Raw genomic sequence first — 6,832 nt, forward strand, 5'->3', positions numbered from 1 at the left:
CTAGGCATTGCCGCGATGCAGACCAGCGACCTTCGCATTGCCCTGTTTTCAGGCAACTACAACTATGTCCGCGACGGGGCGAACCGCGCCCTGAACCGGCTGGTTGGCTACCTGCTTTCGCAGGGCGCCGCGGTGCGGGTCTATTCCCCGACCGTGGCCGAGCCCGCGTTCGAGCCGCAGGGCGACCTGGTCAGCGTCCCCAGTTTCGCGATTCCCGGCCGGCCGGAATACCGCTTTCCGCTGGCGCTAAGCTCCTCGGTTCGGCGCGACCTGGCCGCGTTCAAGCCCAACGTGGTCCATGTCGCCTCGCCCGATATCGTGGCGCACCGCGCGGTCACCTTGGCGCGGCGCCGGGGGCTGCCGGTGCTTTCTTCGGTCCACACCCGGTTCGAAACCTACCTGCGCTATTACAACATGGCCTGGTTCGAGCCGGTCCTGGTCGCCATGCTGCGCCGGTTCTATCGCCGCTGCGATGCGCTGGTGGTGCCCTCGGAAAGTTTTGCCCAGGTGCTGCGCGACCAGCGCATGAACTACGATATCGATATCTGGTCGCGCGGGATCGACCGCGAATTCTTCAATCCGGGCCTGCGCAGCATGGAATGGCGCCGCAGCCTGGGCATCGGCGATGACGAAGTGGTGGTCGGCTTCCACAGCCGGCTGGTGATGGAAAAGGGGCTCGACGTCTTTTCCGACGCGATCGACGAACTGCGCCGCCGGGGTGTGAAGCACCGCGTACTGGTGGTGGGCGATGGCCCGGCCCGGCCGTGGTTCGAAGCTCGCCTGCCCAGTGCCACCTTCACCGGCTATCTTGGCGGACTGGACCTTGGTCGCGCCGTCGCTTCGATGGATACGCTGTTCTTCCCCTCGGTCACCGAAGCGTTCGGCAATGTCAGCCTCGAAGCGATGGCCTGCGGCCTGCCGGTGGTCGCCTCGATTGCCACGGGCAGCCAGAACCTGGTCGAGGACAAGGTTTCGGGCCGGCTGATCCCTCCGGGCGCGATCCACCAGTTCGCCGCGGCGCTGCGCACCTATGTCGAGCAGCCCGAACTGCGCTCGCGGCATGGCGCCGCCGGGGAACTGCGCAGCCGCGATTTCAGCTGGGACCAGATCAATCAGGTTGTGGCCGATACCTATATCCGCCTGATTCGCCAGAAGGCGGCCCAGCGCGGCTAGCCATCAGCCACGGGTTCAGCGCAGGATACCCTTGCCGATTTCATGACGGCAGAACTGCCACAGAAACAGGATCGAAAGCAGGATCATGAACGCGATCCCGCGGTTAGTGGCAGAGCTCATTTCATCGGGCAGGTTATAGGACTGGTAGCCGAAACTGGCCGCCGCGCCGATGATCGAAACCAAGAATGCACTTGCCGCATGGCGCGAGCGCACCAGCATCAGCAGCGACCCGGCAATGGCCCCCCAGACGCCCATTGCCCAGGCCATCTGCGCCCACAGCGGAAAACTGTCGACCCAAGCCAGCAACAGGTACGGATCGCCCGCATTCTTGAGGTAATTGACATTGCGCATGCGGGTCATCGTGTAATCGAACCCGCCGAAGGAGTTCCAGATCAGTCCGATAACCGTGACCACCCAGTAACTGACCGGGACCTTGCCTTTTGCTTTCTGCATTGCACCCCCCACGTTCCATTGGCCAAGAACGGGGTGAGGCTAACACGCAAGGTAAAGGCGAGCAAACCGGGTGGTGCAAAAGCTCTGGATAGGCTCTAGGGTCATGCGATGAGCGACCTTTTCGCCGACGATATCCCCGCGTCCGCCCATCCTGCCGCGCCGTCCAAAGACGCCCCGCTGGCCGACCGGCTGCGCCCCTTGAGCCTGGCGGACGTGATCGGGCAAGAGCACCTGACCGGCCCGGAAGGCGCGATCGGGCGGATGGTATCGGCCGGGCGGCTTTCCAGCATGATCCTGTGGGGCCCGCCCGGCACCGGCAAGACCAGCACTGCCCGCCTGCTGGCCGATGCGGTCGGGATGCGGTTCATTTCGGTCAGCGCGGTATTTTCCGGCGTGGCCGACCTCAAGAAAGCCTTTGCCGAGGCCGAGGCCGCCGCCAAGGCCGGGCAGCGCACCCTGCTGTTCGTGGACGAAATCCACCGCTTCAACCGCGCCCAGCAGGACGGGTTCCTGCCTTTCGTCGAACGCGGCACGGTTACGCTGGTCGGTGCCACGACCGAAAACCCCAGCTTCGCGCTCAACGCCGCGCTGCTGTCCCGCGCGCAGGTGCTGATCCTGCACCGGCTCGATGCGGCGGCGCTAGACACGTTGTTGGCACGCGCCGAAGAGCTCGAAGGCCCACTGCCGTTGACGGCAGAGGCGCGCGAGGCGCTGGTCGCATCGGCCGATGGCGACGGACGGTTCCTGCTCAACCAGGCAGAAACGCTCTATAACGCGAAGATCCCTGAGCCGCTCGATCCGGCTGGCCTTGGCAAGTTCCTGCAACGCCGCGTTGCCGTCTACGACAAGGACCGCGACGGGCATTACAACCTGATTTCCGCGCTCCACAAGGCGCTGCGCGGTTCCGATCCGCAGGCCGCGCTTTATTACATGGCGCGGATGCTGACCGCCGGGGAAGAGCCGCTTTACGTGCTGCGCCGGCTGGTGCGCTTTGCCAGCGAGGACATCGGCCTCGCCGATCCGCAAGCGCTGAACCAGTGCCTTGCCGCCAAGGATGCCTACCAGTTCCTTGGCAGCCCCGAGGGCGAACTGGCGATCGTGCAGGCCTGTCTATACCTGGCCACCGCACCCAAATCGAACGCGGCCTATGTCGCACAGAAGGAGGCATGGAAGAGCGCGAAGGAAACCGGATCCTTGAGCCCGCCCGCCAATATCCTCAACGCACCGACCAAGCTGATGAAGGACATCGGTTACGGCGCGGGCTATTCCTATGACCACGAGGCCGAGGACGGCTTTTCCGGCGACAATTACTGGCCCGAGGAAATGGCCCCGCAGACCTATTACCGCCCGGTCGAACGCGGGTTCGAACGCGAGGTCCTGAAGCGGCTCGAATGGTGGGACAAGAAGCGCAAGGAACGGCGCGGGGAATGAGACCGGACCGGTTTCGCCACTTCGCGGCGATCGATTGGTCGGGCGCGGCGGGTGAGCGGCACAGGGGCATTGCGGTCGCGCTGTGCGGCGAAGGGATCGAGGCTCCGCAACTCGTCCGTCCCGGCGACCGCTGGTCACGCGGCGAGGTGCTTGACTGGCTGCTGCACGAACTTCCCGAGGACACGCTGGTCGGCTTCGACATGGGGATCAGCCTCGCTTTCGAAGATGCGGGGGCGTTCTTTCCCGGGTGGGATGAAAGCCCCTCCGATGCGCGCAAGCTGTGGGCAATGATCGACGCCCTGTGTGCCGATGACCCGCACCTTTCCGCCACCAGCTTCGTCGATCACCCCGAGGCCGCACGCCATTTCCGCCGTCACGGTGGGCGCGAAGGCGATCTGTTCGGAGGTGGCCGGGGCCGCTTCCGCATTACCGAGCGTGCGCAGGAAGCCATGGGGTGCAAGCCCTACTCCAACTTCAACCTCGTCGGCGCGGCGCAGGTCGGCAAATCGAGCCTGACGGGGATGCGCCTGCTCCACCGACTGGCTGGTCGCCTGCCGGTCTGGCCGGTCGATCCCCTGCCCCAAAGCGGCTCGGTCGTGACCGAAATCTACACCACGATTGCCGCGATGGCAGCCGGGCGCAGCGCCGCCAAGTCGAAGATACGCGATCTGGGTGCGCTCGATACGGCGCTGCGGGCCTTGGGCTGCGAACCGCTGGGCGGCAGCGGGCCGATCGCCGACCACGCCAGCGACGCGCTGATCACCGCCGCCTGGCTGCGTCTGGCGGCCAGCGACGCGGCGCTGTGGCGCCCGGCCGGTCTGACCGGAAAAATTGCCGCAACCGAGGGGTGGACCTTTGGCGCCCGCTAACGCTAAGGGACACAGCCTAAAGTTCATATTGCCGGCTTAGCTCAGTTGGTAGAGCACCTGCTTTGTAACCAGGGGGTCAGGGGTTCGATTCCTCTAGCCGGCACCAGAACACCACAGGGAGTAGGCGGCAGACTATGCTCGCAGACATGATTCAGCGCCTGTTCGAGCGCAGCCTCGATGAAAAGGCGCAAAAGCGCGCACGTGGTGGTGAATGGCTCGCCGAACTGTGGAGCGAAGTCGCCGAAATGGGCCTGCCTCTCGCCTTGCTGGGCGAGAACGAGGGCGGGTTTGGCCTGTCCGCTGCCGAACAGGGCGAAACGCTGCGCCTGATGGGGGTCTATGCCGTGCCGCTCCCGGTGGTTGAGACCATGGGGGCGAACCGCCTCTTCGCCAAGGCCGGGCTGCCGCTGGCCGAAGGCGCCGCGGGCCTGGCCCGCGCCGATCATCTGAAACTTGAAGGTGGCCGCCTGTCCGGCGAAGTCGCCCGCGTTGCCTGGGGCGAAAATCTCGATTGCCTCGCCCTTGCGGTGGGCGACAGGCTCTACCGCGTGCCGCAGTCCGGCTGGACGCTTGACGAAGCTGGCGTTGCGGTAAACTTCCACCCGCGCCCGACGCTCAAGATCGACTGGGCGGTCGATGCCTCGGCCCCGCTGCCGCATTGCCCGCTGGCCGAAGGGGCAACCCTGCGCGCCTTCCAGATCGCCGGCGCGCTCGAATCCGCGCTCGACATGACGCTGGATCACACCGCCACGCGCGTGCAGTTCGGCAAGCCGCTCCAGAAGAACCAGGTTGTGCAGCACGAACTGGCCAAGCTTGCGGGCGAACTGGCCTGCGCGACTGCGGCGGCGGACCTTGCGGCCGATGCCCTTGCGCGCGGCGACGTGCTGGGCGTTGCCGCCGGGACCCTGCGCGCACGCGAAGCCGCCGGCGCGGGCGCGAGCATCGCGGCGCAGATGCATGGCGCGATCGGCTTTACGCAGGAGCACCGGCTGCACCTTTTCACGACCTCGCTGTGGGCCTGGCGCGATGAATTCGGCGGCCAGGTAGCTTGGGCAAAACTGCTGGGCGCTGCCGCAATCGACGCGGGCAGCGCCGGATATTGGCCGATGGTGACAGAACTATGAGCGCGATCCCCTTTCCCGCCCCGCCGGAAGACAGCGAAGCCGTCGTCGCGCTGCGCGCTGAATTTCGCGCATTTCTGGCCGAACAGCTGAAAGACCGCAGCCCGCTGGGCCGCTCGGAAAGCTGGTACGGCTATGACCGCGCCTTTTCCCGCGCGATGGGTCAGGCCGGCTACCTCGGCATGACCTGGCCCAAGCAGTACGGTGGTCACGAACGCAGTGCGTTTGAACGCGCCGTGGTGGTCGAGGAATGTCTTGCCGCCGGTGCGCCGGTCGGCTCGCACTGGATCGCCGACCGCCAGAGCGGCCCCTCGATCCTGAAGTTCGGCACCGAAGAGCAGAAGCAGACCATCCTGCCGGGCATCGCCTCGGGCGAACTGGGCTTTGGCATCGGCATGAGCGAGCCGGATTCCGGTTCCGACCTTGCCGCCACCCGCACCAAGGCGGTGAAGGACGGCGACGTCTACCGCGTGACGGGCACCAAGGTCTGGACCAGCTTTGCCCACGCGGCGGACTATGTGATCCTGTTCTGTCGCACCAGCGGCACCCCCGCCGACCGCCACAACGGTACCAGCCAGCTGCTGGTCAACCTCAAGACCACGCCGGGCCTTACGATCAAGCCGATCATCGACCATGCCGGTCAGCACCACTTCAACGAAATGCATTTCGAGGACGCGATCGTTCCCGCCAATATGCTGCTCGGCGAAGAGGGCCAGGGCTGGAACCAGGTGATGAGCGAGCTGGCATTTGAACGCTCCGGCCCGGAACGCTTCATGTCGTCGATGGAACTGCTGCTCCAGCTGCTCGAAGTGCTCAAGGGCCGCGATAGCGAAGCCGCGCAGGTCACCGTGGGCCGCGTCACCGCGCGCCTCGCCGTGCTGCGCCGCCTGTCACGCTCGGTCGCCGGGATGCTGCAGAACCACCAGGACGCAGGCCTTCAGGCCGCGATCGTCAAGGACGTGGGCGCGCTGTTCGAACAGGGCATGCCCGACATCGCCCGCGAACTGATCGACCACGAAGCCGATCCGCGCGCGGCGGCGGCCTATTCCTCGGTGCTGGCGAACATCATGCTCAACGCGCCGAGCTGGTCGCTGCGCGGCGGCACCCGCGAAATCCTGCGCGGGATCATCGCGCGCGGACTGGGGACGCGGTAACCGCCCAACCCTAACCCCTCCCGCTTGTGGGAGGGGAGCGAGACTTACCGCGCCGCAGGCATGGTCAGTCGCAGCGGGATGGGATGGCCTTACCCCCGCCCGCGATAGCTCGCCACGCCCTGGTCCGGCACCCATAGCCCTTCGGGCGCGGGGCCAGATTGCCAGAACACGTCGATCGGGATGCCCCCGCGCGGGTACCAGTAGCCGCCGATGCGCAGCCAGCGCGGCTGCATTTCATCGAACAGGCGCTGGCCGATGCCCACGGTCACGTCCTCGTGAAAGCCCGCGTGGTTGCGAAAGGAGCCAAGGAACAGCTTGAGGCTCTTGGATTCGACGATGGTTTCGGCCGGTGCATAGTCGATCACCAGGTGCGCGAAATCGGGCTGGCCGGTAACCGGGCAAAGCGAGGTAAACTCGGGCGCGGCAAAGCGCGCGAGATAGAGCGCGCCCTTGCGCGGGTTAGGCACGTAATCGAGCACGGCCTCTTCAGGAGAGTTCGGCAGTGCGCTCTGCTGGCCCAGGTGCAGCGGATTTGGTGTGTCTGACATGTCACGCGCAATGCCCCGATCGCGCGGCAAGCACAAGTCGGCGGTTGGAAACGGCGGGTTCACTTCCCATTAAGTAGCCGGGC

The 6,832-nt window shown here is 65.9% G+C and carries 7 protein-coding genes and 1 tRNA gene; 6 read left to right on the top strand and 2 right to left on the bottom strand.

The window, feature by feature from the left end:
- The first annotated feature begins 15 nt into the window (after nt 1–15).
- Nucleotides 16–1,173 carry a glycosyltransferase family 4 protein gene (locus ACE3SN_RS08035; protein WP_374529096.1) on the top strand — a complete coding sequence of 386 codons (1,158 nt, stop codon included), beginning with the start codon at nt 16–18 and terminating at the stop codon, nt 1,171–1,173.
- A gap of 15 nt (nt 1,174–1,188) precedes the next feature.
- Here the strand turns inward: ACE3SN_RS08035 and ACE3SN_RS08040 are convergent, their stop codons facing one another.
- Nucleotides 1,189–1,626: a hypothetical protein gene (locus tag ACE3SN_RS08040; protein WP_374529097.1), complete on the bottom strand. Its 438-nt coding sequence runs from the start codon at nt 1,624–1,626 to the stop codon at nt 1,189–1,191.
- 108 nt (nt 1,627–1,734) lie between these two features.
- Here ACE3SN_RS08040 and ACE3SN_RS08045 point away from each other — a divergent pair, with 108 nt between their 5' ends.
- The 5 genes from ACE3SN_RS08045 (at nt 1,735) to ACE3SN_RS08065 (ending at nt 6,201) form a co-directional block, all read left to right on the top strand.
- On the top strand, nt 1,735–3,057 hold the full coding sequence (locus ACE3SN_RS08045) for a replication-associated recombination protein A (protein WP_374529099.1): 1,323 nt from the start codon (nt 1,735–1,737) through the stop codon (nt 3,055–3,057).
- A complete protein-coding gene (locus tag ACE3SN_RS08050; RefSeq protein WP_374529100.1) occupies nt 3,054–3,926 on the top strand; it encodes a hypothetical protein in 873 nt (290 codons plus the stop codon). The genes ACE3SN_RS08045 and ACE3SN_RS08050 overlap by 4 nt, the downstream gene beginning before the upstream one ends.
- 30 nt (nt 3,927–3,956) lie before the next feature.
- Nucleotides 3,957–4,032 (top strand) — tRNA-Thr (locus ACE3SN_RS08055).
- A gap of 28 nt (nt 4,033–4,060) precedes the next feature.
- On the top strand, nt 4,061–5,050 hold the full coding sequence (locus ACE3SN_RS08060) for an acyl-CoA dehydrogenase family protein (RefSeq protein ID WP_374529101.1): 990 nt from the start codon (nt 4,061–4,063) through the stop codon (nt 5,048–5,050).
- Nucleotides 5,047–6,201: an acyl-CoA dehydrogenase family protein gene (locus tag ACE3SN_RS08065; RefSeq protein WP_374529102.1), complete on the top strand. Its 1,155-nt coding sequence runs from the start codon at nt 5,047–5,049 to the stop codon at nt 6,199–6,201. The genes ACE3SN_RS08060 and ACE3SN_RS08065 overlap by 4 nt, the downstream gene beginning before the upstream one ends.
- Before the next feature lie 89 nt (nt 6,202–6,290).
- On the opposite strand, the gene queF is transcribed toward ACE3SN_RS08065, so the two are convergent.
- A complete protein-coding gene (gene queF, locus ACE3SN_RS08070; protein WP_374529104.1) occupies nt 6,291–6,749 on the bottom strand; it encodes a preQ(1) synthase in 459 nt (152 codons plus the stop codon).
- Between the last annotated feature and the right edge of the window lie 83 nt (nt 6,750–6,832).

The sequence above is a fragment of the Novosphingobium sp. genome, assembly GCF_041915465.1.
GTDB lineage: Bacteria > Pseudomonadota > Alphaproteobacteria > Sphingomonadales > Sphingomonadaceae > Novosphingobium.